Origin of the sequence: Caulobacter sp. LjRoot300, from assembly GCF_964253875.1 — a bacterium.
Taxonomy (GTDB): Bacteria; Pseudomonadota; Alphaproteobacteria; order Caulobacterales; family Caulobacteraceae; genus Caulobacter.
This window is the reverse complement of record NZ_CAXUSA020000001.1, coordinates 250,780-276,283: the sequence shown is the minus strand read 5'-3', so window position 1 is coordinate 276,283 and position 25,504 is coordinate 250,780. Positions and strand designations below refer to the sequence as shown.

At 68.9% G+C, this 25,504-nt stretch carries 18 protein-coding genes; 9 read left to right on the top strand and 9 right to left on the bottom strand.

The window, feature by feature from the left end; translation table 11 throughout:
* Positions 1–72: 72 nt before the first annotated feature.
* Both ACSQ2G_RS01310 and manD read right to left on the bottom strand, forming a co-directional pair.
* Positions 73–825, bottom strand: coding sequence for a FadR/GntR family transcriptional regulator (locus ACSQ2G_RS01310; RefSeq protein WP_436027637.1), 753 nt, complete (start codon positions 823–825; stop codon positions 73–75).
* 139 nt (positions 826–964) lie between these two features.
* Entirely contained in the window at positions 965–2,176 is a 1,212-nt protein-coding gene (gene manD, locus ACSQ2G_RS01305) for a mannonate dehydratase (RefSeq protein WP_436027635.1), read from the bottom strand.
* 201 nt (positions 2,177–2,377) lie between these two features.
* Here manD and ACSQ2G_RS01300 point away from each other — a divergent pair, with 201 nt between their 5' ends.
* Positions 2,378–4,498, top strand: a complete 2,121-nt coding sequence (locus ACSQ2G_RS01300) for an alpha-glucuronidase family glycosyl hydrolase (protein ID WP_436028902.1) — start codon at positions 2,378–2,380, stop codon at positions 4,496–4,498.
* Positions 4,499–4,608: 110 nt separating this feature from the next.
* Here the strand turns inward: ACSQ2G_RS01300 and ACSQ2G_RS01295 are convergent, their stop codons facing one another.
* The 4 genes from ACSQ2G_RS01295 to ACSQ2G_RS01280 are packed head-to-tail and all read right to left on the bottom strand — an operon-like array spanning position 4,609 to position 10,632.
* Positions 4,609–6,114 (bottom strand): tryptophan halogenase family protein, encoded by a 1,506-nt coding sequence (locus tag ACSQ2G_RS01295; RefSeq protein WP_436027633.1) that lies wholly within the window; start codon positions 6,112–6,114, stop codon positions 4,609–4,611.
* Positions 6,111–7,634, bottom strand: a complete 1,524-nt coding sequence (locus ACSQ2G_RS01290) for a tryptophan halogenase family protein (RefSeq protein ID WP_436027631.1) — start codon at positions 7,632–7,634, stop codon at positions 6,111–6,113. Before ACSQ2G_RS01290 ends, ACSQ2G_RS01295 begins: the two co-directional genes overlap by 4 nt.
* A complete protein-coding gene (locus ACSQ2G_RS01285; RefSeq protein ID WP_436027629.1) occupies positions 7,631–9,088 on the bottom strand; it encodes a tryptophan halogenase family protein in 1,458 nt (485 codons plus the stop codon). Before ACSQ2G_RS01285 ends, ACSQ2G_RS01290 begins: the two co-directional genes overlap by 4 nt.
* Positions 9,085–10,632: a tryptophan halogenase family protein gene (locus ACSQ2G_RS01280; RefSeq protein ID WP_436027627.1), complete on the bottom strand. Its 1,548-nt coding sequence runs from the start codon at positions 10,630–10,632 to the stop codon at positions 9,085–9,087. The genes ACSQ2G_RS01285 and ACSQ2G_RS01280 overlap by 4 nt, the downstream gene beginning before the upstream one ends.
* A gap of 421 nt (positions 10,633–11,053) precedes the next feature.
* On the opposite strand from ACSQ2G_RS01280, the gene ACSQ2G_RS01275 reads away from it, so the two are divergent.
* The gene (locus tag ACSQ2G_RS01275) at positions 11,054–14,221 is read left to right on the top strand and encodes a TonB-dependent receptor (protein ID WP_436027625.1); all 3,168 of its coding nucleotides are present in this window, start codon (positions 11,054–11,056) and stop codon (positions 14,219–14,221) included.
* 184 nt (positions 14,222–14,405) lie between these two features.
* Positions 14,406–15,539 (top strand): endo-1,4-beta-xylanase, encoded by a 1,134-nt coding sequence (locus ACSQ2G_RS01270; protein ID WP_436027623.1) that lies wholly within the window; start codon positions 14,406–14,408, stop codon positions 15,537–15,539.
* Positions 15,540–15,584: 45 nt separating this feature from the next.
* On the opposite strand, the gene tpiA is transcribed toward ACSQ2G_RS01270, so the two are convergent.
* Positions 15,585–16,340, bottom strand: coding sequence for a triose-phosphate isomerase (tpiA, locus tag ACSQ2G_RS01265; protein ID WP_436027622.1), 756 nt, complete (start codon positions 16,338–16,340; stop codon positions 15,585–15,587).
* A gap of 58 nt (positions 16,341–16,398) precedes the next feature.
* A complete protein-coding gene (locus ACSQ2G_RS01260; RefSeq protein WP_436027621.1) occupies positions 16,399–18,249 on the bottom strand; it encodes a phosphoenolpyruvate carboxykinase (GTP) in 1,851 nt (616 codons plus the stop codon).
* A 461-nt stretch (positions 18,250–18,710) separates the two neighbouring features.
* On the opposite strand from ACSQ2G_RS01260, the gene ACSQ2G_RS01255 reads away from it, so the two are divergent.
* Positions 18,711–19,442: a 3-keto-disaccharide hydrolase gene (locus tag ACSQ2G_RS01255; RefSeq protein WP_436028900.1), complete on the top strand. Its 732-nt coding sequence runs from the start codon at positions 18,711–18,713 to the stop codon at positions 19,440–19,442.
* Here the strand turns inward: ACSQ2G_RS01255 and ACSQ2G_RS01250 are convergent.
* Positions 19,439–20,446 carry a LacI family DNA-binding transcriptional regulator gene (locus ACSQ2G_RS01250; RefSeq protein ID WP_436027620.1) on the bottom strand — a complete coding sequence of 336 codons (1,008 nt, stop codon included), beginning with the start codon at positions 20,444–20,446 and terminating at the stop codon, positions 19,439–19,441. The genes ACSQ2G_RS01255 and ACSQ2G_RS01250 overlap by 4 nt on opposite strands.
* Before the next feature lie 179 nt (positions 20,447–20,625).
* Here ACSQ2G_RS01250 and ACSQ2G_RS01245 point away from each other — a divergent pair, with 179 nt between their 5' ends.
* Genes ACSQ2G_RS01245 through ACSQ2G_RS01225 form a run of 5 tightly spaced genes read left to right on the top strand, consistent with a single transcriptional unit; the run spans position 20,626 to position 25,488 of the window.
* On the top strand, positions 20,626–21,888 hold the full coding sequence (locus ACSQ2G_RS01245; protein ID WP_436027618.1) for an MFS transporter: 1,263 nt from the start codon (positions 20,626–20,628) through the stop codon (positions 21,886–21,888).
* Between the two features lie 2 nt (positions 21,889–21,890).
* A complete protein-coding gene (locus ACSQ2G_RS01240) occupies positions 21,891–22,880 on the top strand; it encodes a sugar phosphate isomerase/epimerase family protein (protein WP_436027616.1) in 990 nt (329 codons plus the stop codon).
* Positions 22,880–24,040 (top strand): Gfo/Idh/MocA family protein, encoded by a 1,161-nt coding sequence (locus ACSQ2G_RS01235; RefSeq protein WP_436027614.1) that lies wholly within the window; start codon positions 22,880–22,882, stop codon positions 24,038–24,040. Before ACSQ2G_RS01240 ends, ACSQ2G_RS01235 begins: the two co-directional genes overlap by 1 nt.
* Positions 24,037–25,092: a sugar phosphate isomerase/epimerase family protein gene (locus ACSQ2G_RS01230; protein WP_436027612.1), complete on the top strand. Its 1,056-nt coding sequence runs from the start codon at positions 24,037–24,039 to the stop codon at positions 25,090–25,092. The genes ACSQ2G_RS01235 and ACSQ2G_RS01230 overlap by 4 nt, the downstream gene beginning before the upstream one ends.
* A gap of 33 nt (positions 25,093–25,125) precedes the next feature.
* Positions 25,126–25,488: a c-type cytochrome gene (locus ACSQ2G_RS01225; protein ID WP_028037757.1), complete on the top strand. Its 363-nt coding sequence runs from the start codon at positions 25,126–25,128 to the stop codon at positions 25,486–25,488.
* The last annotated feature ends 16 nt before the right edge of the window (positions 25,489–25,504 follow it).

Sequence of the window (25,504 nt, the reverse complement as noted above, 5' to 3'; positions counted from 1 at the left end):
GGAGCATCTGCTCGGCGTAGATCCTCCCCCTTTGGGGGAGGTGGCCCGGAGGGCCGGAGGGGGAAGCGGCGTCTAGATCGCCACGCGCTTGGCGATCGCCGAGCGCCGGGCGCCGGTTTCCTGCCTGGCCCGCTCGACGGCCTCGGTCTCGGTGGCGTGCAGCAGGTGGTCGATCACCCGCTCCAGGTGGTCGCGCATCGCCTGGCGGGCTGCGGCCGGGTCGCGAGCCTTGAGGGCCTCGAACACCCGGCGGTGCTCGACGATGCGCGGCTGCAGGCCCATGCCGCGGGCGCGGGCCAGGATGTTGCGAGCCAGGGGCGAGCGGTTGCGCCAGTCCCACAGGTTCTCGATCGTGGCGATGATCGCGCCGTTGCCCGAAGCGCGGGCGATGACCATGTGGAACTCGCGGTCGGCGTCCTCGCCCTGGATCTCCTCCTCGCGGGCCATCCTCTCCATCAGCGCCTCAAGCTCAAGGATCTGGGCGTCGGTGATGGCGGTGGCGGCCAGGGCGGCGGCCTCGCCCTCGAACAGGCGGCGGGCCTCGATCAGCTCGAAGGCGCCGATCTCGAAGGCCGGCTCGGCGCTGGCCGGGGTGACGGGGCGCACGTCGCCGGTGACATAGATGCCCAGGCCGTGGCGGGCCTCGATCATGCCCAGCATCTCCAGCGCGATCATCGCCTCGCGCAGGGTTGGGCGGCTGACCCCGAACTGCTCGGCCAGTTCGCGTTCCGTGGGCAGGCGGTCGCCAAGCTTGTACTGGCCGCCCTCGATGGCGTCGGCGATCGAGTCGGCGATACGGCGGTAGAGCTTGACGTTCTCGGCCATGGGTCTTCGTCAGTTTCTCGGCGGCGGCCCCGAAGGCCCTCGGAATTCGCGATAGCATAGCCGACCTGGGCCGCGCGGGCTATTTTGGACGCGGATACCCAAGCCTTGACGATTGTGCCTCGACTGGGGCGCGACAGCCTCACCAATCGTGCATGGACCCATCCTCGCGGCGGGCGATCGGCAGGTAGGCGCGCTTGTACGGATGCTTGGCCGCTTCGACCTCGTCGATGTCGACGCCCAGGCCGATCGCCTCGCCCGGATGCAGCATGCCACCCGCGAAGCTGTAGGCGTGGGGGAACACCGCGTCGGTCGCCTCGGTGTGGCGCATGTATTCCTGGATGCCGAAATTGGGAATCGACAGGTCGAAGTGCAGGGCCGCGGCCATGCAGACCGGCGACAGGTCGGTGGCGCCGTGGCAGCCGGTGCGCACATGGTGCAGGTCGGCGAAACTGGCGATGCGGCGCAGGTGGGTAATGCCGCCGGCGTGGACCACGGTGGCGCGGATGTAGTCGATCAGCTGTTCCTCGATCAGCTGCTTGCAGTCCCAGATCGCGTTGAACACCTCGCCCACGGCCAGGGGCGTGGTGGTGTGCTGGCGGATAATGCGGAAGCTGGCCTGGTTCTCGGCCGGGACGGCGTCCTCCATCCAGAAGGGGCGGTAGGGTTCCAGGTCCTTGCCCAGGCGGCCGGCTTCGATGGGGGTCAGGCGGTGGTGGACGTCGTGCAGCAGGTGGACGTCCCAGCCCAGCTTGTCGCGGGCCGCCTCGAACAGGCCCGGCGCGCTGCGCAGGTACTTCTCGGTCGACCACAGGCTTTCGGTCGGCAGGTCGCCGTCGGCGGGTTCGTAGAAGAACTTGTCCTTGGAGACGCCATAGACGCCCTTCAGGCCGGGCACCCCCGACTGCAGGCGGATGGCCTTGTAGCCCTGGGCCGCATAGATCGCCGCGTTTTCCAGGGTCTCCTCGACCGTCGCGCCGTTGGCGTGGCCGTAGACCATGGCGCCCTCGCGGCAGGCGCCGCCCAGCAGCTGGTACAGGGGCAGGCCGGCGATCTTGGCCTTGATGTCCCACAGGGCCGTGTCAACGGCGGCGATCGCGGCCATGGTCACCGGGCCGCGCCGCCAGTAGGCGCCCTTGTACAAGTACTGCCAGATGTCCTCGATCTGGTGGGCGTCGCGGCCGATCAGGCAGGGGATAACATGGTCGGTCAGGTAGCTGGCCACCGCCAGCTCACGCCCGTTCAGGGTGGCGTCGCCGACGCCATGGACGCCGTCGCTGGTCTCGATCTTCAGGGTGACGAAATTTCGTCCCGGACAGGTGACGATGACGCGAGCGGCGGTGATCTTCGGCATGGGACGCTTTCGTTGACCCGGCGACGGCGGATGGTAGCGGTATCGGTCTAAATCAGGCGTCGCCGTTGTCAATCTATTGGTCTGACCAATAATGACATAGTGTCTCGACCTTTGCTCAAGGTAGCGGTATCACGGGCTCAAGACCCTCGCGCTTTCAAGCGTCGCGCGGCAGGGCGCCGCCCGGGAGAAAACATGCGTCTTATGTCCTTCGTGCGAGGGTTCTGCCTGGCGGCCGGCCTGATTTCAGCGACCTTGGGGGCCTCCGCGGCCCAGGCCGAGGACGGCTATGACCTGTGGCTGCGCTACCGGCCGCTGCCGGCGGCCCTGCGGCCGGAGCCCCGGACGATCGCCCCCGGCGCCGACACCCCCACGCTGAAGATCGCGCGCGCCGAGCTGCAACGCGGGCTGGACGGCCTGGTTGGCGGCGCGCCGGCGACGGACGGCCCATCGATCCTGCTGGGCACGCCCGCCGGCTCGCCCGCCGTCGCGGCCCTGAACCTGCCGCTGAAGGGCGCGGGCGAGGAGGGGTACCTCATCCGGACCGTAGGCAAGACCACGGTGATCGCCGCCAACAGCGACATCGGCGTGCTGTACGGCGTCTTCCACTATCTGCGTCTGGTCCAGACCGGGCAGGGCGTCGACAAGCTGGACATCCTGTCGGCCCCGAAGGTCAGCCACCGCCTGCTGAACCACTGGGACAACCTGGATGGCAGCGTCGAGCGCGGCTATGCCGGGGCCTCGCTGTGGGACTGGTGGAAGCTGCCGGACTACAAGGATCCCCGCTACATCGACTATGCCCGCGCCAACGCCTCGATCGGGATCAACGGCGCGGTGCTGAACAACGTCAACGCCAAGGCCGACAGCCTGACCGCGCCCTATATCGCCAAGGCCGCGGCCCTGGCCGAGGTGTTCCGGCCCTACGGCATCAAGGTCTATCTGTCGGCGCGGTTCTCGGCCCCGATCGAGATCGGCGGGCTGAAGACCGCCGACCCGCTGGACCCGGCCGTGCGCGCCTTCTGGAAGACCAAGGCCGACGAGATCTACAAGGCCATTCCCGACTTCGGCGGCTTTCTCGTGAAGGCCAATTCCGAGGGCCAGCCGGGGCCGCAGGACTATGGCCGCACCCATGTCGACGGGGCCAACATGCTGGCCGACGCGGTGGGTCCGCACGGCGGGATCGTGATGTGGCGGGCCTTCGTCTATTCGCACGAGCAGCCCGACGACCGCGCCAAGCAGGGTTACAGCGAGTTCAAGCCGTTCGACGGCCAGTTCCGCGACAACGTCATCGTCCAGGTCAAGAACGGGGCGATCGACTTCCAGCCGCGCGAGCCGTTCCACCCGCTGTTCGGGGCCATGCCGAAGACCAATCTCGGCATGGAGTTCCAGATCACCAAGGAATATCTCGGCTTCGCCACGCACCTGGTCTATCTGGGCCCGCTCTACGAAGAGACCCTGAAGTCCGACACCTGGGCCAAGGGCCAGGGCTCGACCGTGGCCAAGGTGGTGGACGGGTCGCTGGACGGCCGGCGCCAGACCCTGATGGCCGGGGTCTCCAACATCGGCCGCGACCGCAACTGGAGCGGCTCGCAGTTCGACCAGGCCAACTGGTACGTCTTCGGCCGCCTGGCCTGGGACCCGGAGGCCTCGACCAAGGACATCGCCGCCGACTGGGCCAAGATGACCTTCTCGACCGACCCGCGCTTCGTCGCGCCCACCGTGGCGATGATGATGGGCTCGCGCGAGGCGGCCGTCGACTACATGACCCCGCTGGGCCTGCACCACCAGATGGGCCGCAGCCATCACTACGGCCCCGGACCGTGGGTGTCGGGCGGGCCGCGCGCCGACTGGACCAGCGTCTACTACGCCAAGGCCGGCAAGGACGGCATCGGCTTCGACCGCACAGCCACGGGCAGCAACGCTGTCGCCCAGTACGCCCCCGTGATCGCCCAGCGGTTCTCGGACCTGAAGACCGTCGACGAGAAGGACCTGCTGTGGTTTCACCACCTGCCGTGGACCTACCGCCTGAAGTCGGGCCAGACCCTGTGGGACGGCCTGGTGACCCACTATTCGCGCGGCGTGTCCTATGTCGACGGCATGGGCCGGACTTGGGCGGGACTGGCGCCCTATGTCGATCCCGAGCGCCATGCCCAGGTGGCCGACTTCCTGGCCATCCAGCGCAACGAGGCCGAGTGGTGGCGCGACGCCTCGATCGCCTATTTCCAGACCTTCTCGGGCCTCCCGCTGCCGGCCGGAGAAGCGCCGCCCGCCCATACGCTGGACTATTACGAGAAGCTCAGCTTCCCCTACGCGCCGGGGAACTGAGAACGGGGATGTGAGGGCGTTTTTCGAGGTCTACGCGCCGGAACCCTTGGCGGGGGCTGGGGACAGGCGCATGCACCTGTCCCCGGTCGAGGGCTGAAAGCCGCCGAACATTAAACCGCCGCGCAGTTGTCGGCGATGAACCGCATGTGGTCGGGCATGACCTGGGCCGCCTTGGCGATCACGGCGTGGATGTTGGCCATCCGGGCGCGCAGCTCGTCGTCGGACATCACGTCGGCCATCGGGTCGTGGCCGCGCGGCTCCAGGCCCTGGCCGACCATCACCGCGAACCAGCTGGTGTCGGTGAACAGTTCCTCGTTCTCGCGGAACACCCGGCCGTGGCTTTTGAACACCGCGATCTTGTCGGCCAGGTAATCCGGGATCGGCATCTCCCGCAGATAATCCCAGTAGGGGGTGTCGCTGCGTCGGGTGGCGTGGAAGTGCAGGATCAGAAAGTCGCGGATCGTCTCGTACTCGAACCGCATCACGCGGTTGTAGCGGTCGATGTCGGGGGTCTCGAACCGCTTGTCGGGGAACATGGCCAGCAGGCGCGATATGCCCACCTGGATCAGGTGGATGCTCTGGCTCTCCAGCGGCTCCATGAAGCCGGCCGACAGGCCGATGGCCACGACGTTCTTGTTCCAGCTCTTCTTTCGCCGCCCGGCCGTGAAGCGCAGGGTGAACGGGTCGCGCAGCGGGGCGCCGTCCAGGCCGGCCAGCAGGTCGGCGGTCGCCTCGTCCTCGCTGATGTGCTGGCTGGAAAAGGCGTAGCCGTTGCCCAGGCGGTGCTGCAGCGGGATGCGCCACTGCCAGCCGGCCGGGCGGGCGGTGGCGCGGGTCACCGGCTGGCGCGAGCCGCCCAGTTCGCACGGCACGGCCACGGCCCGGTCGTTAAGCAGCCAGTGGGACCAGTCCTCGAAGCCGGTCTTCAGGGTCTGCTCGATCAGCAGGCCGCGAAAGCCCGAGCAGTCGATGAACAGGTCGCCCTCGACCCGCTGGCCGCTCTCCAGGGTCACCGCCTCGACGAAGCCGTCCTCGGCCCGCTGGTGGACCTGGACGATCCGGCCTTCCTGGCGCCGGACGGCCCGCGCCTCGGCGTAGTCGCGCAGCATCCGGGCGTAGAGCGCCGCATCGATGTGGTAGGCGTGGGACAGCGTGCCCAGCGGCGAATTGCGCTGGCCGTTGGCCCGCATGAACTTGCTCTGGGCCGAGGCCAGGGCCTGCAGCGAATATTCGGTCAGGTCGGCGGCCTGGCCCATCGCCTGCAGCCGCAGCCAGTAGGCGTGGAACGAGACCCCCTCCATGTCCAGGCCGTAGGGGCCGAACGGGTGGTAGTAGCGATGGCCGATCTCTTTCCAGTCAACGAAGTCGATGGCAAGCTTGAAGGTCGCCATGGTGCGGCGGACGAACTCGTTCTCGTCCAGGCCCAGCATGCGGTTGAAGATGTTGATCTGCGGGATCGTGGATTCGCCCACGCCGATCGTGCCGATCTCTTCGGACTCCACCAGGGTCACCTCGGTGTGGCCGTCCTTCAGGAACCGGCCCAGCGCCGCGGCCGTCATCCAGCCGGCGGTGCCGCCGCCGACGATGACGATCTTGCGTAGGCGTTGGTCGGTCATGCGGGGACTCCGGCAGCGCAATAGCGGGTGATGAAGGCGGCGTGGTCGGGCATGGCCTGGGCGGTCTGGCCGATCAGGGCCGACAGCCGTCGCAGGCGCTGGACAAGGGCGGCTTCCGGCAGGCTGTCGACCAGGGCGTCGTACTGGCGCGGCACGATCCCCTGACCCAGCAGCACGGCGATCCAGCTGGCCTCGGCGAACAGGTCGTAGTCGGACTGGAACAAACGCCCGCGCCCGGCGAACAGGTCGATCTTGCGCTGCAGGCTGTCGGGAATCTCCATGGTCCGAAGATCGTTCCAATAGGCGGTGTCCGACCGCTCCGTGGCCTTGAAGTGCAGGATGATGAAGTCGCGGACCAGCTCAACCTGCTGGGCGATCAGGCGGTTGTATTCGTCGATCTCCAGCGGATCGAAGCCCTTGTCCGGGAACAGGGCCAGGAGCTTGGTGATCGCCGCCTGGATCAGGTGGATGCTGGTGCTTTCCAGCGGCTCCAGGAAGCCCGACGACAGGCCGATGGCGACGCAATTCTTGATCCACGCCCGATCGCGGCGACCGGCCTGGAAGCGCAGGACATTCGGGTCGGCCCGGGCTGGTCCGTCCAGCCCCGCCGTCAGGGCGGCCAGAGCCTCGTCGTCGCCGATATGGGCGCTGGAATAGACATAGCCGTTGCCGGTGCGGTGCTGCAGCGGGATGCGCCAGCGCCATCCGGCCTTGTCGGCGGTGGCGCGAGTATAGGGCGTCAGGCCGTCACCGCCGGTGTCGCAGGGAATGGCCACGGCCCGGTCGTTGGGCAGCCAATGGCCCCAGTCGATATAGCGCCCGCCCAGGGCCTGGCCGATCAGCAGGGCGCGAAAGCCCGTGCAGTCGATGAACAGGTCGGCCTCGAAGACGCGGCCGTCCTCCAGGGTGACCGACTGGATGAAGCCGTCCTCGCCGCGCAGGGCGACGTCGGCCACCTTGCCCTCGATCCGCCTCGCGCCCCGCGCCTCGGCGAAGCCGCGCAGGAACCTGGCGTAGAGGCCGGCGTCGAAGTGGAAGGCGTATTTCAGGCTGGATAGCACCTTGGCCGGATCGGGGTCGGGCAGGGCGAAGCGGTTTTGGCGAGCGGCGACGGCCGCCAGGTTGAAGTTCTCGATCGGCCCCACCTGGCCCTGCACCTTGCGCCAGACCTGGTGGAACTTGATGGCCTCGATATCCAGGCCGAAGGTCCCGAACGGATGGATGTAACGGTCGCCCAGGCGGGTCCAGTCGCGGAACTCGATGCCCAGCTTGAAGGTCGCCCGCGTGGCCCGCATGAAGTCGCGCTCGTCGATCCCCAGCATGGCGTTGAAGGTCAGGATCGGCGGGATCGTGGCCTCGCCGACCCCGACCGTGCCGATCTGCTCGGACTCGACCAGCGTCACCTCGACCTGGCCGCCCAGCACCTTGGACAGGGCCGCCGCCGTCATCCAGCCGGCCGTGCCGCCGCCCAAGACCAGCACTTTCCGGATCGGGTCTGGGCGGAGCGCAGCATCGGTCATGGTTGGTCTTTCAGCGCTTCGGCGTGCGGCGGCATGGCCTGGGCGGCCTGGCGGATCATCCCGCGCAGCCTGGCCAGGGTGGCCTCGGCCTGGTCGGCGGGCAGGCGGTCGGCCAGCCGGTCATGACGCCGGGGCGTGATCCCGTGACCGAGGAACGCCCCGACCCAGGCGCCTTCGACGAAGGTCTCCTCGTCGTACAGCACCACGCGCCCACGGCTTTCGAACTGGGCCTGCTTGTAGGCCAGGGTCGCCGAGGGTTCGGCCTGCCGCGCCTGGGTCCACAGAGCGTCGGTCCGCGTGGCGACGACGTAGCGCAGGACGGCCATGTCGCGGGCCCGGTCGAACGTCTCGGCCATCAGGCGGTTGTATTCGGTCGCCGCCAGGGGCGAGCCGTCGGCGGCGGGCAGCAGGGCGATCAGCCGGCCGACGCCGCTCTGGATCGCCTGGGCGTCGTCGCCGTTCAGCGGCTCCAGCTGGACCGCCGCCGGGCCGACGGCCAGGCAGTTGCCCGACCAGGCCCGCTGGCGCCGGCCGTTGCGCAAGGGAACGATCGTCGCTTCGCCGCCCAGGATGTCGCGGGCCGCCTCGTCGTCGGTGAGACCGCTGGCGTAGGCCAGGGTCACCGCGTCGCCGCCGCGCAGGGGGACCCGTCTCAGCCACCCTTCCGGGATCGCTTCGAACTCGGTCAGCGGCGGCGGATCGGCGCGGGGCGCGACCTCGCGCAGGGCCAGGCGGTCGCAGGCCAGGGCGGCCGATTCGTCGATCCACGCCGCCCCGGGCGTCGCGCCGATCAGGCGGCCGTCCGGCGTGGCGTCGACGAACAGGTCGGCGACGACTCGTTCGCCGTCGGCCAGGACCACGGCCGCGATGGCGCCGTTGTCGGCCAGGACGACGTCGGCGATCTCGCCGGCCCGCGTCGCCACACGGGGCGCCGTCGCGCGCAGGGCCGCGACATAGCCGGCGGCGTCCAGGTGCAGGCCGTAGGACAGGGTCGACAACACCGACCGGGGGTCTTCGCTGGGCGGGGCGAACCGGCCCATGCGCCCGGCCACGGCGGCCAGGCTGTAGTCCTCGTAGCGTCCGGCCTCGCCGCGTCGAGCGGCCCGCAGCCAATGATGGTGGAACGCCACGCCGTCCAGATTGGCGCCGGCGTCGCTGAAGCCTTCGACATGGTCCCGGTCCGGGTCCTGGTCCGTCCAGCCGCCGTATCGCGCGCCCAGCTTGAAGGTCCCGCGCGCGGTTCGCATCAGGGCGGCCTCGTCCAAGCCCAGCAGACCATGGAAGCCGCGCAGGGCGGGCAGGGTGGACAGGGCTCCGCAGGGCGCGGCGTCGGCGGTCTCGACCACCCGGATCGCGCAGGCGGCGGGCAGGACCCGCGCCAGGGCGGCGGCGGTCATCCAGCCGGCGACGCCGCCGCCCAGGACGGCGACGCTGGTCAGGGGCGCGCGGCTCATGCCGTCATGGCCTGAGCCGCCGCCCCGAAGCCGCTTGGGGGGCCGGCGGCGCAGAACCGAGCGATCCAGTCGTCATGGCTCGGCATGGCCCGCACCGTCTCGGCAATGGAATCGCGGATCGCCTTCAGCCTCTGCGCCAGGACGGCGTCGGGCACGCTGTCGCTGACCGGGTCATAGGCTCGCGGCACGATGTTCTGGCCCAGATAGACCGCCAGCCAGCTGGGCTCGAGGAAGAAGCCGTCCTTGTATTTCACCACCACCCCGCGATCGCGGAACAGGTCCATCTTGTAGGCCAGGCTGTCGGGGATGGGCAGGTTGCGGCGGTCGTCCCAGAACGGCGAGCCGGTCCGCTGGTTGGCGTGGTAGTGCAGGACCAGAAAGTCGCGGATGCGCTCGAACTCCAGGGTCATCACGCGGTTGTACTCGTCCTGGTCGGCCTGGTCGCAGCCCCGGTCCGGGAACAGTTCCAGCAGGGTGGTGATCGCCACCTGGATCAGGTGGATGCTGGTGCTTTCCAGCGGTTCCAGGAAGCCGCTGGCCAGGCCCACGGCCACGCAGTTGCGGCTCCACTGCTTCTTGCGATGGCCGGCGACGAACCGCAGGAAGCGCGGCTCGGCCTGGGCCTTGCCCTCCAGCCCGGCCAGCAGGGCGGCCGCGGCGTCGTCGTCGCTGATGTGGGCGCTGGAATAGACGTAGCCGTTGCCGACGCGATGCTGCAGCGGGATGCGCCAGCGCCAGCCGGCCGTGTCGGCCGTGCAGCGCGTATAGGGCGTCGAGACCTCGACCGTGTCGCAGGGGACGGCGGCGGCCCGGTCGCAGGGCAGCCAGCGGGTCCAGTCCTCGTAGCCGGCCTTCAGCGCCTGTTCGATCAGCAGGCCGCGAAAGCCCGAGCAGTCGATGAACAGGTCGGCTTCGATTCGCTCGCCGCTCTCCATCGTGACCGCCTCGATGAAGCCGTCCCCGCCGCGCAGCGCGACGTCGGCCACCTTGCCTTCGGTGCGGACCACGCCGCGCGCCTCGGCGTAGGCGCGCAGATAGGCCGCGTAGAGCCCGGCGTCGAACTGGTAGGCGTAGGCATAGGTCGAGGCCAGGGCGCGCGGATCGGGGGAGGGCGGGGCGAAGCGTCCCTGGCGCGCGGCCATGACGGGCAGGGAATAGGCCTCCAGCGGCGTGGCGTCGCCGCCCAGGCGGGCCCGTAGCCAGTGATGGTGGAAGCCCACGCCGGCGATCGCCGCGCCGTAGGCCCCAAACGGGTGGATGTAGCTGTCGCCCGGCTTGCCCCAGCCGCGAAACTCGATGCCCAGCTTGTAGGTCGCCTGGGTCTTGCGCATGAAATCGGCCTCGTCGAGGCCCAGGGCGGCGTTGAAGTGGCGGATGTGCGGGACGGTCGCCTCGCCGACGCCGACCGTGCCGATCTCGGCCGATTCGACCAGGCGGATGGCGATTGGCAAGCCGGCCAGCTTGGCCGACAGGGCCGCGGCCGTCATCCAGCCGGCGGTGCCGCCGCCGACGATTAGAATGTTCCGGACGGCCCGATCCGTCATGCGTTCCCCCTGCCGCGATCATACCCCGCCTTCTATGGGCGGTCATCTCCTGGACCTACCGGGATCGGGAGGTCCAGATGGATTTGTCGGACGACGTTGTCTCCTGAATTTCGGAACGGTGTTATCCGTATTTGGGCGACGGTCCAGCCGCCTTTCAATTGTTACGACAAATCAGAAGGTTCGTTGGGTCTGCTTTCTTTCCGGGAGGGTGAGGTAGCGCTACCTTGACGCTGGCTGGCTTTGCCATATCATTCCACCACAATGGCCCACGCAATAGGCCAATGGTAGCGGTAACGAGCTGCCATGAAGAACAACTGGGGAGGCAAACAAAATGGACCACGTCCAACGGGCGGTCGCACGCGCAGGTGCGGTTTCGACTTCAAAACTCAGGTATGGGGCTTCGGCCCTGGCGTTGGGGGCCATGCTGGTCGCGGCGCCGGCTTTCGCTCAGACCAAGCCGACCGACGATGCGGCGACGGTCGACGAGGTGGTCGTCACCAGCATCCGCCAGAGCCTGAAGAGCTCGCAGCAGCTGAAGCAAAGCTCCGAGATCATCGGCGACTCGATCACCGCCGAGGACATCGGCGCCCTGCCGGACCGCTCGGTGACCGAGGCGCTGCAGCGCATCCCGGGCGTGGCCATCAACCGCTTCGCCGCCGGCGTCGACCCGGACCACTTCTCGACCGAAGGCAGCGGCGTGGTCGTGCGCGGCCTGAACTTCGTGCGTTCCGAGCTGAACGGCCGCGACACCTTCTCGGCCAACAACGGCCGCGCCCTCAGCTTCGCGGACGTGCCGTCCGAACTGATGGGCGGGGTGGACGTGTTCAAGAGTCCCTCGGCCGACATGATCGAGGGCGGCATCTCGGGCACGGTGAACCTGCGCACCCGCCTGCCGTTCGACAGCGCCAAGCGCCTGCTCTCGCTCTCCGCCGAAGCCAGCTACGGCGACTTCGCCAAGAAGTGGGCCCCGACCTTCACGGCCCTCTACAGTGACCAATGGGACACCGAGGCCGGTACGTTCGGCCTGCTGCTGAGCGCGGTCGATTCCAAGCTGTTCACCCGCGCCGACGGCACCCAGGTGTCGAACTTCGGCTGCCGCACCGGCTTCACCAGCGCCCAGACCGCCAACCCGCAAGCCGTGACCTGCCCGCAGGGCGGCAAGGGCGTGTGGTTCCCGCGCGGCGCGGCCTTCCGCAGCACCGAGACCGAGCGCGACCGCACCGGCTACGCGGCGGCCGGCCAGTGGCGCAGCAACGACGACACCATGCTGGCGACCTTCCAGTACCTGCGCTCGGAATCGACGCAGTCCTGGACCGAGCACGCGATGGAGATCGCCACTGATAACGTGACCTCGAACGGCGACTCCCGTCCGATCGACGGCACCACCTTCGGCGTCGACAGCGACGGCATCTTCACCAACGGGATCATCACCGGCACGCAGGGCTGGCGCGACGACCAGAACAGCCCCACCGATCCGCGCACGCCCAGCTTCGGCCTGCAGAGCAACAACATCAGCCGCAGCGTCGAGCAGACCTACGTCACCTCGGACTACGGCTTCAATTTCAAGTGGACGCCCAACGACCGCTGGAGCGCGGCCTTCGACTACCAGCACGTCGACTCGACGGTCGACAACCTGGACGTCGGCATCTGGGGCTCGGCCTTCCAGAACCTGGACCTGAAGCTCAACGGCTCGGACATGCCGGTGTTCACGTTCATTCCGCCGGCCAGCGGCGCGTCGATCCCCGCCTGTTCGCCGCCCAGCGGAAGCTGCTCGACCTACTTCACCGGGACGCACAACAGCTTCCAGGACCCGTACAACAGCTTCTGGCGCTCGGCGATGGACCACATCGAGCAGAGCGAGGGCAAGGAAGACGCCGCCAAGATCGACGTCGACTACCGCTTCGCCGAGAACAGCTGGCTGGACTCCGCGCGCGTCGGCGTGCGCTGGGCCGAGCGCGACCAGACCACGCGGTTCTCGACCTATAACTGGGGCGCGTTGAGCGAGATCTGGGGCGGCGGCGGACCCGTGTGGTTCGACGATCCGATCAACGGCTCTCCGACCACCCCCGGCGGTTCGACCAGCGCGAGCCACACCGAACTCTATCCGTTCACCGACTTCATGCGCGGCCAGGTTCCGGTCCCGACCGGCCTGGACGCTCGGCCGTTCTACAATGGCAACGCCGCCAAGGACTACGCGGCGATGTCGGCTTTCGCCCTCAATGTCGGTGACGAATGGCGGGCCCGTCTCGTCAACAACTGCCCGCAGAACTGGGTGCCGCTGGCCCAGCGCTGCGGCGTCGTGGCCGGCACGCCGTTCCTGCCGGGCGAGATCAACCCGATCAACGAAAAGACCAAGTCGGCCTATGGCATGCTGCGCTTCAAGCATGACTTCGACGGCGACGTGCGGGTCACCGGCAATGTCGGCCTGCGATATACCGAGACCAAGCGCGTGGCGTCCGGCTACCTGGTGTTCCCGAGCTCCGTCCCGCCAAGCGACGAGTCGTGCGCCGACGCCCTGGCCAAATGGACGGCCCTGCCCGAGCCGAAGCCCGCGTTCGCGCCGTCCGACTTCTGCTCGCTTCCGGCGCAGACCCGGGCCGCGTCGCGGCTGTTCGCCAACGGCTCCACGACCGCCAATACGGCCCACGCCAAGTTCGAGTACTGGCTGCCCAGCATCAATGTGAAGGTCGCCCTGCCGAACAAGCTGCAGCTGCGCTTCGCCGCGTCCAAGACCATCACGCCGCCGGAAGTCGGCCTGACCCGCAACTATTACGACGTCAAGCTGGACACGACGGATACGGGCATCTCCAACCCGATCACGGCCGACAGCCTCAGCGGTAACGTCACCGTCGGCAACCCGTATCTGAAGCCGACCCAGGCCTTGAACGTCGACGGTTCGGTGGAATGGTACTTCGCGCCGGTGGGCTCGCTGACCTTCGCCCTGTTCTGGAAGGAACTGAAGGACGTCGCCACCAACACCACCGCCCGCATCCCGTTCACCAACAACGGCGCGACCTTCAACGTGGTGGTGACCACGCCCGGCAATTCCGAGCAGAAGGCCCACGTGAAGGGCTTCGAGGTCGCCTACCAGCAGTTCTACGACTTCCTGCCCAAGCCGCTGGACGGGTTCGGCATCAACGCCAACTACAGCTACATCGACAGCAAGGGCGTGCCGCAAAGCACGCTGTCGGCCACCGACCCCGACGTGGCCGCCGGCCGCGTCTCGACAGTCAACACCGCGCTGCTGCCGCTGCAGGGCCTGTCCAAGCACAACGCCAACTTCGCGGCCATCTACGAGAAGGGCCCGATCTCGGCCCGTCTGGCCTACAACTGGCGCTCGGACTTCCTGCTGACGGTCCGCGACGTGATCGTGCCCTACGCGCCGATTATGAACGAGGCCACCGGCCAGCTGGACGGCTCGATCTTCTACACCCTCAATCCGAAGGTGAAGATCGGCGTGCAGGGCGTGAACCTGACCAACGAGGTCACCAAGACCACCCAGGTCCTGAACAACGATCTGCTCAAGGCTGGACGGTCGTGGTTCATGAACGACCGGCGCTACACATTCGTGCTGCGCGCCAGCTTCTAGATCCTTGGGCGACCCGGCCGGACCTTGTCCGGTCGGGCCGCCCAGGGCGCATACCCTTCGGCCGTCCGCGGGCGAGGGCTTCTACCCCAAAAACTCGCCGCGCAACGTTCCCGACGTCGCGCGGCGTTCTTGAGAGAACTTGACCGTGACGTTCCGCCTTTCACCGTTTTCCAGGCGCGGCTTCATGGGCGCCGGCGTCGCCGCGGCGGCCGCCGGCGCGGTTTGCGGCCTGGCCCAGGCGGCCGAGCGCTTCAACGGGCCGTCGCTCGCCGCCCTGGCCCGGGCCAAGGGCGTCCGGTTCGGCAGCGCGGTCGGGGCGGGCCCGGCCGGCTCGCTGACGGGCGCGTTCGAGGATCCCCGCTATTGCCAGGTCCTGATCGACGAATGCGGGGTGCTGGTCCCCGAGAACGAGCTGAAGTGGTACGTCCTGCGGCCCGACGCCAAGACCTTCGCCTTCGAGCGGGCCGACCGGATCGCCGCCTTCGCCAAGGCCCACGACATCGCCCTGCGCGGCCATACCCTGTTGTGGCACCATCCCAAGTGGTTCCCGGCCTGGCTCACGGCCTACGACTTCGGCGCGGGTTCGGTCGCCGCCAAGAACGCCAAGGCCTTGCTGGTCGATCACATCGACAAGGTCGTGGCGCACTATCCGCAGATCGACTCCTGGGACGTGGTCAACGAGACGGTCGATCCTAAGGACGGCTCGATCCGCCGCACCGTCTTCTCCGACGCCATGGGCCAGGACCAGACCCTGGACGTCGCCTTCCACGCCGCCCGCGCCGCCGCGCCCAAGGCCCGGCTGGTCTATAACGACTACATGGGCTGGGAGGCCGGCAACGAGGCGCACCGCGCCGGGGTGCTGAAACTGCTGGAAGGCTTCCGCAAGCGCGGGACCCCGGTCGACGCCCTGGGCGTGCAGAGCCACCTCGGCACCGAAGACCCGGCCGCGCCCGGCAGCCTGGGCCAGCCCCAGGAAAAGGCCTGGCGCGCCTTCATCGACGAGGCGACCGGCATGGGCTACGACCTGCTGATCACCGAGTTCGACGTCAACGACCGCGACCTGCCGGCCGACGTCGGCGTCCGCGACGCGGCGACGGCCTCGGTCGCCAAGGCCTATCTCGACCTGATGCTGGACTATCGCCAGACCAAGGAGGTGCTGGCCTGGGGCATGGTCGACAAATATTCCTGGCTGCAGGGCTTCACGCCGCGCAAGGACGGCGCGCCCCAGCGCCCGACGCTCTATGACGACAACTACCGATCCAAGCCGCTGCGCGAGGCCGTGGCCGCCGCTTTCCGGTCCGCGCCGACGCGCGCGTGATCGTCGCCGGCGGCCGGGCCGGCCCTCCCGTGAGGCGAGCCCGCTTCAGGCGTGGGCGATGATCGGCAGGAAGGTCTCGGCCGTCAGGCTGGCGCCGCCCACCAGCACGCCGTCGACGTTCGGCGTCGCCAGGATCTCGGCGGCGTTGGCCGGAGTCACCGAGCCGCCGTACAGCAGCCGGACCCGGTCGCCGGCCGGGCCCAGGGCGCCGCGGCAGGTCTCGCGCAGCACAGCGTGCATGGCGGCGATGTCGTCGCCGGTGGCCGAGCGGCCCGTGCCGATCGCCCAGATCGGCTCGTAAGCCACCGACAGCCACGCGCCGTCGGCGTCGGTGGGCAGGCAGTTTTCCAGCTGGGCGCGGACCACCGCCTCGGCCTGGCCCGCCTCGCGGACCTCCAGCGGCTCGCCCACGCAGAGGATCACCGACAGGCCGTGGCGCCGCGCGGCCTCGGCCTTGCCGCGCACCTCGGCGTCGGTCTCGCGGCGGCCCGCCCGGCACTCGCTGTGGCCGACGATCGTGAAGGCGGCCCCGGCGTCCTTGACCATCGGCGCCGACAGGCAGCCGGTATGGGCGCCCTTGTCGGCCGCATGGATGTCCTGGGCTCCGACATGGATGGCGTTGGCGGCCTGCCAGGCGGCGGTGATCAGGGTCGCGGGGACCGCCAGGCCCACATCCACGGCGGGCGTCTCGCGCGCCGCCGCGTCGATGGCCCCGAGGACCGGCAGGGCGGCCAGGCTGCCGTGCATCTTCCAGTTTCCGACCACGAACTTGCGGGCGGGCTTTTCCATAGCGACGTGCATTCGGTCTCCATGCGCCGGCTGGCGCCTGTGTCTTGAAAAGGGGCTGACAGTCTGGCGATCAGGCCTGCTCCAGCACCTGGGCGGGATGCGCCTGGCGGGCCAGCCGTTCGCCCAGGGCGTCCAGCTGGGCCCACAGGGCGGGAGGCAGGCGATCGCCGAACCGGGCGTAGGCGTCGGGGATCAGGGCGGCTTCGGCCCGCCAGATCTCCGGATCGACAGTCAGCAGCAGGTCCAGCTGCGCCTCTGTCAGGTCCAGGCCGGTCAGGTCCAGGCTATCGCGGGCGGGCAGGCGGCCGATCGGGCTGTCGACGGCCTCGGCCTCGCCCTCCAGGCGGTCGACGATCCACTTGAGCACGCGGCTGTTCTCGCCATAGCCCGGCCAGACGAACCTGCCGCGCTCGTCCTTGCGGAACCAGTTGACGAAATAGATGCGCGGCAGCTTGGCCGGATCGGCGCCGGCCCCGACCTTCAGCCAGTGACCGAAGTAGTCGCCCATGTTGTAGCCGCAGAACGGCAGCATGGCGAACGGATCGCGGCGCAGCTCGCCGATGCTGTTCTCGGCCGCGGCGGTGCCTTCCGAGGCGACGTTGGAGGCCAGGAACACGCCATGCTCCCAGTCGAAGGCCTCGGTGACCAGGGGCACGGCCGAGGCCCGGCGGCCGCCGAACAGGATGGCCGAGATCGGTACGCCGGCCGGATCCTCCCATTCGTCGGCGATCACCGGGCACTGGCCAGCGGGGACGGCGAAGCGGGCGTTGGGATGGGCGGCAGGCTCGCCCAGGGCGGGCGTCCACGGCCGACCCTTCCAGTCGGTCAGGCTCTCCGGCGGGTGTTCGGTCAGGCCTTCCCACCAGACGTCGCCGTCGGCGGTGAGGGCCACGTTGGTGTAGATGCAGTTGCCATGCAGGGTGTCGACGGCGTTGCGGTTGGTCTTGACGCCGGTGCCCGGCGCCACGCCGAAGAAGCCGGCTTCGGGATTGATCGCGTACAGGCGGCCGTCGGGGCCGAAGCGCATCCAGCAGATGTCGTCGCCGATCGTCTCGGCCTTCCAGCCGGGCAGGGTGGGCTGCAGCATGGCCATGTTGGTCTTGCCGCAGGCGCTGGGGAAGGCGGCGGCCACGTAGCGGACCTTGCCGGCCGGCGAGGTCAGCTTGAGGATCAGCATGTGCTCGGCCAGCCAGCCTTCGTCGCGGGCCATCACCGAGGCGATGCGGAGGGCGTAGCACTTCTTGCCCAGCAGGGCGTTGCCGCCGTAGCCCGAGCCGTAGGACCAGATCTCGCGGCTTTCGGGGAAGTGGACGATGTACTTGTCGTCGTTGCACGGCCAGGCCACGTCCGCTTGGCCGTCGACGAGCGGCGCGCCCAGGGTGTGCAGGGCCGGCACGAAGAAGCCGTCATCGCTCAGGGCGTCCAGCGCCGCCTGGCCCATCCGGGTCATCACCCGCATCGAGACGGCGACATAGGCGCTGTCGGTGATCTCGACCCCCAGGGCGCTGATCGGCGAGCCGACGGGACCCATCGAGAAGGGCACGACATACATCGTGCGGCCCTGCATGCAGCCGTCGAACAGACCGGTCAGCAGCCCACGCATCTCGACCGGATCGCGCCAGTTGTTGGTCGGGCCGGCGTCGGCCGGGTCCTGCGAGCAGATGAAGGTGCGGCTCTCGACGCGGGCGACGTCGCGCGGGTCGGAGGCGGCGTGGAACGAGTTGGGGCGGAGGGCGGGGTCGAGGCGCCTGAGCGTGCCGGCGGCGACCAGTTCGTCGGTCAGGGCGGCCCATTCCGCCTCGGAGCCGTCGCACCAGTGAACGGCCTTCGGCTTGGTCAGGGCGGCGACCTCGTCGACCCAGGCCAATAGACGCGCGTGTTTCGTCGAGGGCGCGTTGGCGCCCAGCCCTTGGTTCCGCATGTTTCGTCCTGCTGCAAGCCTGGCGAGACTGTCGCTCGCCTTGGCGCGCACCATAGCGTCACGAACTGGTGGGAAAAGCCCAATGTTTTCAATGACAACGTTGTCGGCGAAAATCGAGGCGCAAGTTGCTGCGCGGAAGGCACGTTTTTACGCCCGGCGCCCGATTATGAGGAAGTCGATCCACGAACATGGTCTCGATCGCAGCGCAATGGCCAAGCTCTGCCATGGCTGGGGCGAATCGATGCTGTTGCGTCGCCGCTACCGCTACGCGCGACCGTGAGGCTTGGCTTACCACGCGCGGGGCGCTGGAAGGTGGGGGACGGGCTCTGGCGGACTCGGTCGAGGCGTCTATGGTGTCGGCGCCTTTTGCCGTGGAGCGACGAACGGAAATGACGCCTAAGCCTCTCATCCTCACCGCCGTGATCTTGGGCCTTGGCGGGCCGCTGGCCGGTTCGCCCGCCATGGCCCAGGTCCAGGCCCAAGCAAAGCCCGAGGACACCGAGGTCTGGAAGCCTGTACCCGCGGTGGTCACTCCGGCCAAGGAGGCCGGCGGCGCGCCGTCCGACGCCATCGTGCTGTTCGACGGCGGCGACCTGAAGGAATGGGTCGCGACCCAGGACAAGTCGCCGGCCGCCTGGAAGGTGGCGGACGGGGTGCTGACGGTCGACAAGACCCGCGGCAACATCGAGACTCGGCGAAGCTTTCGGGACTACCAGCTGCACCTGGAGTGGCGGATCCCGGCCGACATCGCGGGTTCGGGCCAGGCCCGGGGCAACAGCGGCCTCTTCCTGGCCTCCACCGGCCCTGGCGATAGCGGCTACGAGCTGCAGGTCCTCGATCCCTACCAGAACCCGACCTATGTGAACGGCCAGGCCGCCAGCCTCTACAAGCAGCATCCGCCGCTGGTGAACGCCGGACGCAAGCCGGGCGAGTGGCAGGTCTATGACGTGGTCTGGCGGGCGCCGGTGTTCGGCCCCGACGGGGCGCTGGTCTCGCCAGCCACCGTGACCGTGCTGCACAACGGCGTGCTGGTGCAGGACAACGCCGCGTTCGCGGGCGAGACGGTCTATATCGGCAAGCCGCCGTCCCGGCCCTTCGCCTCGGCGCCGATCAAGCTGCAGGCCCACGGCGACCCCAGCGCGCCGATCAGTTTCCGCAACATCTGGGTTCGCGAGCTGCCGCCAAAGCCCTAGCTCGAGGGCGGCCCCGTGCTCGACCGCACGATCAGGCGGTGGGGCAGGGTGACGTTCTGCAGGCTGCTGGCGCGGTCGGCCAGGATGTCCAGCAGCAGCCGGACCACCTCGTGGCCGATCTGCTCCATGGGCTGGCTGACGGTGGTCAGCTGCGGATCGAGATATTGCGCGAAGCGGATGTCGTCGAAGCCGACCAGCGACACGTCGCGCGGACAGCTCAGGCCGCGCCGGCGGATGGCCTCGATCGCGCCCATCGCCATCTCGTCGCTGAAGCAGAAGATGGCGGTGGGCGGACTCGGCTGGTCCAGCAGATCGCCGGCCTGGCGCAGGCCCGATTCGATCGAGAAGTCGCCGATGGCCATGCGCAGCGCGCTGGCCCGGCCCCGCTGCTGGGCGGCCGCGAGCACGCCGGCCAGGCGGTCGCCGCTGATCGGGCTGACCAGCGGACCGGTCACCACCCCGATCCGGGTGTGGCCCAGCGCGTAGAGGTGCTCCATGACCTCCGCCGCCGCGCCTTCGTTGTCGATGTGGGCGCTGGACACCGCCAGACCAGGGCGGAACTCGCAGCCGTTGACGATCGGGGTGCGCGGCCCCTTGGCGGCGACCATTTCGGCCAGGACGTCGGGCAGGCGATGGCCCAGGAAGATCAGGCCGTCGGCCTCCTTGCGCCGGAACATCGCCGCGTACTGCTCCTCGCGCGCCTCTTCGTGGCGGGTGTCGCCCAGCAGCACGGAATAGCCGGCCGCCAGCGCCGCTTCCTCGACGCCGCGGATCACCTGCGAGAAGAACGGGTTGCAGATGTCCGGCACGGTGACCAGGATCTTCTCGGTCCGCAGGGTCCGCAGGCTCTTGGCCGCGAAGTTGGGCTCGTAGCCGAGGCGGGTGACCGCCTCCATCACCTTCTTGCGAGTCGTCTCCAGCACCAGTTCGGGCGCGCTGAAAACCCGCGAAACCGTCGCGGTCGAGACTCCTGCGTCCAGAGCGACATCTTGAATGGTGGCCATCGGCGCGACACTGGCGACAAGCCAGGCCCTTGGCAAGGCGCAGCTCCCGGCTTGGCCAAGCGACTGGACAGTTGCCGCCTTGACGGACCCCTGTTATCGATGATTTCGATTACATGAGCGCGGAGCGGCCCAAACGGGTCGAATTCAAGCCGCCAAGCTGGTCGGGGAGGCCAGGAACCATGAAGACGAGCTTGCGGCTCTTCCTGATGATGGTGCTTCAGCTGGCGATCTGGGGCGCCTGGGCGCCGAAGATCTTCCCCTACATGGGCATGCTGGGCTTCGCGCCCTGGCAGCAGTCGCTGGTCGGCAGCTCGTGGGGCGTGGCCGCGGTGGTCGGCATCTTCTTCTCCAACCAGTTCGCCGACCGCAATTTCGCCGCCGAGCGCTTCCTGGCGATCAGCCACCTGATCGGCGGCCTGGCCCTGGTGGGAACGGCGCTCTCGACCAGCTTCTGGCCGTTCTTTGCCTGCTACCTGATCTTCAGCCTGGTCTATGTGCCGACCCTGTCGGTGACCAATTCCATCGCCTTCGCCAATCTGCGCGACCCGGCGGCGGACTTCGGCGCGGTGCGGATGGGCGGGACGGTCGGCTGGGTGCTGGTCAGCTGGCCCTTCGTCTTCCTGCTGGGCGCCCACGCCGGCGCCGAACAGGTGCGGTGGATCTTCCTGGTCGCGGCGATCCTGTCGTTCGTCTTCGCCGGCTACGCCCTGACCCTGCCGCACACGCCGGCCCGCAAGGACGCACCGGGGATCGACAACCTGGCCTGGCGCCGCGCCTTGAAGCTGCTGGCCGCGCCGTTCGTGCTGGTGCTGTTCCTCGTCACCTTCATCGATTCGGTGATCCACAACGGCTACTTCGTGATGGCCGACGCCTTCCTGACCAACCGGGTCGGGATCGCCGGCAATCTCAGCATGGTGGTGCTGAGCCTGGGCCAGGTGGCCGAGATCCTGACCATGTTCCTGCTAGGCCGCGTGCTGGCGCGGCTGGGCTGGAAGATCACCATGATCATCGGCGTCCTGGGTCACGCCGCGCGCTTCGCGGTCTTCGCCTTCTTCGCCGACAGCATCCCCGTGATCGTGGCCGTGCAACTGCTGCACGGGATCTGCTACGCCTTCTTCTTCGCCACGGTGTACATCTTCGTCGACGCGGTGTTCCCCAAGGACGTCCGCTCCAGCGCCCAGGGGCTGTTCAACCTGCTGATCCTGGGCGTCGGCAACGTGGTGGCCAGCTTCCTGTTCCCGACCCTGGTCAGCCGCCTGAGCCACGCCGGCGCCGACGGGGTGGCGAGCGTCGACTATACCAGCCTGTTCCTGGTCCCCACCGGCATGGCCCTGGTGGCCGTGCTGCTGCTGGCCCTGTTCTTCAAGCCGCCGACCCGGGCTCCGGTCGCCGAGGCGGACGACGACACACCGCTGGCGGCCGCCAGCCCGGCCCAGCCCTAGCCATGCTCCTCCAGAACAAGGAAAGCCACGTGCGCTCAACAGCTTGCGACCCCCGGGCCTCGGCCGTCGATCTTTCGCGGCGTGGCCTGCTCGCCGCCGGCGCGGCCGCCTTGGGCGCGGCCTATGGCGGGCTCGCCAACGCGGCGGAAAAGCCGTTCTTCCAACGCCGCGACCTGCCGGTCGGCATCCAGCTCTACACCCTGGGTCCGGACCTGCAGAAGGACCTGGACGCCCAGCTCGCCACGGTGGCCAAGATCGGCTTCAAGTCGGTGGAGCTGGCCGGCTATCTGGGCCGCACCCCGGCCGAGCTGCGGGCCGCCTTCGACAAGGCCGGCCTGGTCTGCCCCAGCGCCCACATCCCGCCCAAGGGCGCCAGCGGCCCCAGCTTCAGCGGCGATCTGGCCAAGCTGGCCGACGAGCTGCACGTGATCGGCGTGAAGGCGGCGATCATGCCGATCCTCTATATTCCCGACCGTCTGGGCGGCGCCGACCTGCGCCAGGCGGGCGCGCAGATGACCGCCGACGACTGGAAGTGGAACGCCGACTTCCTGAACGAGAAGGCGGCCGTCCTGAAGAAGGCCGGCATCGTCAGCGGCTACCACAACCACAATTTCGAGTTCGCCCCGCTAAGGGAGACGACCGGCATGGAGATCCTGCTGAAGGGCACGGATCCGAACCTCGTCACCTTCGAGATGGACGTCGGCTGGGTCACGGCCGCCGGCCAGGATCCGTTCGCCCTGCTGAAGGCGCATCCGCACCGCTTCACCCAGATGCACGTCAAGGACATCAAGGCCAGCACCAAGCCCAACTTCGTCCTGCAGCAGGACCCGACCGAGGTCGGCGCCGGCATGATCCCGTGGCCCAGGCTGCTGCCCGCCGCCTATGAGGCCGGGGTGCGCGGCTTCTATGTCGAGCAGGAGCCGCCGTTCGCCCACAGCCGGCTGGAGTCGGCCAAGATCAGCTTCGACTACCTGGCGAAAGTGACGGCCTGATGAGCGGACGGGCGCCTTTGCGGCTGGCCATGGTCGGCGGCGGTCCTGGCTCGTTCATCGGGCCGGTGCACCGCATGGCCGCCGAGCTGGACGGCCGCATCCGGCTGGTGGCCGGGGTGTTCAGCCGCGATCCGGCCAAGAACGCAACGGCGGCCGACGGCTGGGGCGTGGCGCGCGACCGGGTTTATCCCGATCACCATGCGCTGATCGCCGCCGAGCGCGCCCGGGCCGACGGCGTCGATCTGGTCGCCGTCGTGACGCCCAACCACCTGCACTTCGACGTCGCCGCCGCCGCCCTGAAGGGCGGCCTGCACGTGATCAGCGACAAGCCGGCGACCCTGAACCTGGCCCAGGCCCTGGACCTGGCCGAGATCGTCGCGGCGTCCGGCAAGCGCTATGGCCTGACCTACACCTACACCGGCTATCCGATGGTCCGCGAGGCGCGCGAGATCGTGGCGCGGAGCGACCTGGGCGCGGTGCGCAAGGTCGTGGTCGAATATTCGCAAGGCTGGCTGTCGCGGCCGCTGGAGCGCGAGGACAACAAGCAGGCCAGCTGGCGTTCGGATCCGGCCCAGTCCGGTGTCGGCGGCTGCATCGGCGACATCGGCGTCCACGCCTTCAACATCGCCGAGTTCATCACCGGTAGCCGGGTCGAGCGCCTGTGCGCCGACGTCGCCACCGTGGTGCCCGGCCGAAACCTGGATGACGACTGCAACGTGCTGCTGCGGTTCGAGGGCGGCGCACGCGGCGTGCTGATCGCCTCGCAGATCTCGGCGGGCGCGCGCAACGGCCTGAAGATCAGCGTCTATGGGGAGACGGGCGGCCTGACCTGGTCGCATGAACGCCCCAACGAATTGGTCCTGGACTGGCTGGACGGGCCCAGCCAGGTGCTGCACGCCGGCTCGGCCTATCTCGGCGCCAGCGCCCGGGCGGTCACGCGGCTGCCGACCGGCCATCCCGAGGGCTTCATCGAGGCCTTCGCCAACATCTATCGCGACTTCGCCGACGCGATCGCCGGAAGCGGCGACGGCCGGCTGGTGCCCGACATCGCCGAGGGCGTGCGCGGCATGGCCTTCGTCGAGCGCGCCGTGGCCGCCAGCCGCGCCGACGCCGGTTGGGTGGCTCTGGACGCGGTCAAGCAAGAGGGAGAGGGGCGATGAAGACGCTCAAGGGGCCCGGCATCTTCCTGGCCCAGTTCATCGGCGCCGAGCCGCCGTTCAATAAGCTTGAGACCATGGCCGCCTGGGTCGCCGACCTCGGCTATGTCGGCGTGCAGATGCCGACCGGCGGGGCGGACTCGTTCTTCGACCTGGCGCTGGCCGCGGAAAGCCAGACCTATTGCGACGACATCGCCGGCCTGCTGGCCAGCCACGGCCTGGTGATCACCGAGCTGTCGACCCACCTGCAGGGCCAGCTGGTCGCGGTGCACCCGGCCTATGACGAGCTGTTCGACGGCTTCGCGCCGCCCGAACTGCGCGGCAAGCCCAAGGAGCGCCAAGCCTGGGCAGTGGGGCAACTGAAGGCCGCCGCGGTCGCCAGCCGACGCTTGGGTCTGAACGCCCACGCCACCTTCTCCGGCGCCCTGGCCTGGCCGTACTTCTATCCCTGGCCGCAGCGGCCGGCGGGCCTGATCGAGGAGGCCTTCGCAGAGCTGGGCCGACGCTGGAAGCCGATCCTGGACGCCTTCGAAGACGAGGGAGTCAACGTCTGTTACGAGATCCATCCGGGCGAGGACCTGCACGACGGGGCCACCTTCGAGCGCTTCCTGGACGAGGTGGGCGGCCACCCGCGCGCCAACATCCTCTACGACCCCAGCCACTTCGTGCTGCAGCAGCTGGACTATCTGGGCTACGTCGATCGCTATCACGAACGGATCAAAGCCTTCCACGTCAAGGACGCCGAGTTCCGGCCGTCGGCCCGGTCCGGCGTCTATGGCGGCTACCAGGGCTGGCTGGAGCGGCCGGGCCGCTTCCGCTCGCTGGGCGACGGCCAGGTGGACTTCAAGGCGATCTTCTCCAAGCTGGCCCAGTACGACTATGCCGGCTGGGCGGTGCTGGAGTGGGAGTGCGCCCTGAAGCATCCCGAGCAGGGAGCCCGCGAGGGCGCGCCGTTCATCCGCGACCACATCATCCGGGTGACGGACAAGGCGTTCGACGACTTCGCCGGCAGCGCGCCCGACGCCGGCCGCAATCGACGCCTATTGGGCCTCTAGAGGCGACGCAAAGATTTAGACGGAGTCCACCGAATGAAGTTTCCGCTTATGCTTGCCGCGGCCCTGAGCGCCCTCGCCACCAGCGCCGTCGCGGCTCCGCCCACGGGGCAGGCCGTGTTCGAGCAGCGCTGCTCGGTCTGCCATTCGCTCCAGCCGGCGCCCGGCAAGATGGGGCCGCCGCTGGCCGGGGTGGCCGGCCGCAAGGCGGGCACGGCTCCCGGCTACGCCTACAGCAATGCGCTGAAAACCTCGAACATCACCTGGACCCCCGACCAGCTGGACGCCTTCATCAAGGCGCCGGGCAAGACGGTGCCCGGCACAAAGATGCTGCTGGGCGCGCCGGACGCCGAACAGCGCGCCGCCGTGATCCAGTACCTGGGCTCCCTCAAGAAGTAGTCCCGAGGGAGCCTCA

Bases quoted from the DNA above. Each gene is read 5' to 3' on its own strand.
- ACSQ2G_RS01310 (WP_436027637.1), bottom strand. From the start codon at position 825: ATGGCCGAGAACGTCAAGCTCTACCGCCGTATCGCCGACTCGATCGCC.
- manD (WP_436027635.1), bottom strand. From the start codon at position 2,176: ATGCCGAAGATCACCGCCGCTCGCGTCATCGTCACCTGTCCGGGACGA.
- ACSQ2G_RS01300 (WP_436028902.1), top strand. From the start codon at position 2,378: ATGTCCTTCGTGCGAGGGTTCTGCCTGGCGGCCGGCCTGATTTCAGCG.
- ACSQ2G_RS01295 (WP_436027633.1), bottom strand. From the start codon at position 6,114: ATGACCGACCAACGCCTACGCAAGATCGTCATCGTCGGCGGCGGCACC.
- ACSQ2G_RS01290 (WP_436027631.1), bottom strand. From the start codon at position 7,634: ATGACCGATGCTGCGCTCCGCCCAGACCCGATCCGGAAAGTGCTGGTC.
- ACSQ2G_RS01285 (WP_436027629.1), bottom strand. From the start codon at position 9,088: ATGAGCCGCGCGCCCCTGACCAGCGTCGCCGTCCTGGGCGGCGGCGTC.
- ACSQ2G_RS01280 (WP_436027627.1), bottom strand. From the start codon at position 10,632: ATGACGGATCGGGCCGTCCGGAACATTCTAATCGTCGGCGGCGGCACC.
- ACSQ2G_RS01275 (WP_436027625.1), top strand. From the start codon at position 11,054: ATGCTGGTCGCGGCGCCGGCTTTCGCTCAGACCAAGCCGACCGACGAT.
- ACSQ2G_RS01270 (WP_436027623.1), top strand. From the start codon at position 14,406: ATGGGCGCCGGCGTCGCCGCGGCGGCCGCCGGCGCGGTTTGCGGCCTG.
- tpiA (WP_436027622.1), bottom strand. From the start codon at position 16,340: ATGCACGTCGCTATGGAAAAGCCCGCCCGCAAGTTCGTGGTCGGAAAC.
- ACSQ2G_RS01260 (WP_436027621.1), bottom strand. From the start codon at position 18,249: ATGCGGAACCAAGGGCTGGGCGCCAACGCGCCCTCGACGAAACACGCG.
- ACSQ2G_RS01255 (WP_436028900.1), top strand. From the start codon at position 18,711: ATGGCCCAGGTCCAGGCCCAAGCAAAGCCCGAGGACACCGAGGTCTGG.
- ACSQ2G_RS01250 (WP_436027620.1), bottom strand. From the start codon at position 20,446: ATGGCCACCATTCAAGATGTCGCTCTGGACGCAGGAGTCTCGACCGCG.
- ACSQ2G_RS01245 (WP_436027618.1), top strand. From the start codon at position 20,626: ATGAAGACGAGCTTGCGGCTCTTCCTGATGATGGTGCTTCAGCTGGCG.
- ACSQ2G_RS01240 (WP_436027616.1), top strand. From the start codon at position 21,891: ATGCTCCTCCAGAACAAGGAAAGCCACGTGCGCTCAACAGCTTGCGAC.
- ACSQ2G_RS01235 (WP_436027614.1), top strand. From the start codon at position 22,880: ATGAGCGGACGGGCGCCTTTGCGGCTGGCCATGGTCGGCGGCGGTCCT.
- ACSQ2G_RS01230 (WP_436027612.1), top strand. From the start codon at position 24,037: ATGAAGACGCTCAAGGGGCCCGGCATCTTCCTGGCCCAGTTCATCGGC.
- ACSQ2G_RS01225 (WP_028037757.1), top strand. From the start codon at position 25,126: ATGAAGTTTCCGCTTATGCTTGCCGCGGCCCTGAGCGCCCTCGCCACC.